This window comes from Mycobacterium sp. 852002-51971_SCH5477799-a (genome assembly GCF_001667145.1).
GTDB lineage: Bacteria > Actinomycetota > Actinomycetes > Mycobacteriales > Mycobacteriaceae > Mycobacterium.
In genome coordinates, this window is record NZ_LZIF01000112.1 from 1 (window position 1) to 1061 (window position 1061).

At 69.6% G+C, this 1061-nt stretch carries 1 protein-coding gene; it reads left to right on the top strand.

The features are described from left to right. Nucleotides 1–1061 (top strand): phosphopantetheine-binding protein (locus tag A5753_RS17910; RefSeq protein WP_156656154.1); only part of this gene is annotated, 1061 nt, incomplete at both ends.

Sequence of the window (1061 nt, forward strand, 5' to 3'; positions counted from 1 at the left end):
GCGGCGTTGTTCGTGCTCGATGGGTCGTTGCGTCGGGTGCCCGTCGGTGTGGTCGGTGAGTTGTATGTGGCCGGCGATGGGATCGCGGTGGGTTACCTGCGCCGGCCGGGGTTGACGGGGTCGCGGTTTGTGGCGTGTCCGTTTGGTGGTGCGGGTGCGCGGATGTATCGCACCGGGGATTTGGTGCGCTGGCGCGCCGATGGGCAGTTGGATTACCTGGGGCGGGCCGATGAGCAGGTCAAGATCCGCGGGTATCGCATCGAACTGGGCGAAATCCACACGGCGCTGATGGGTGTGGGCGGGGTGGAGCAGGCGGCGGTGATCGCGCGTGAAGACCGCCCCGGCGACAAGCGCCTGGTCGGCTATGTCACCGGCGCCACGGATCCGGCCCAGATACGAGCCGCGCTGGCCCAGCGGTTACCGGCCTACATGGTGCCCGCCGCGGTGGTGGTGCTGGAGGCGCTGCCGCGGACGGCCAGCGGCAAGCTTGATGCTCGGGCGTTGCCGGCACCGGATTATGCCGATGGGGATCGTTATCGCGCACCGGGTGATGCCGTCGAGGAGATCCTGGCGGGCATCTATGCCGAGGTGCTGGGGCTGGAGCGGGTCGGGGTCGATGATTCGTTCTTCGAGCTTGGCGGCGACAGCATTTTGTCGATGCAGGTGGTGGCGCGGGCGCGGGCGGCCGGGCTGGTGTGCAAGCCGCGCGATGTTTTCGTCGAGCAGACGGTGGCCCGGTTGGCCCGGGTGGCTGGGGTGGCCGAAGGTGGCGGCGGTCCAGTCGATGAGGGCATCGGTGCGGTGCTGGGCACGCCGATCATGCGGTGGCTGGCCGAGGTGGAGGGGCCGGTCGATCAGTTCAACCAGACGGTGGTGGTGCAGGCTCCCCACGGGGTGACCGAGGCCGACGTGGTGGTGCTGGTGCAGGCCCTGCTGGATCGGCATGCCATGCTGCGACTGCGCCTCGAGGACGACGGCGCCGGCGCGTGGTCGATGCAGGTCCTCGAGGCCGGCTCAGTGGACGCCCGCTCCTGCCTGCAGCGGGTGGAGGCGCTGTCCGA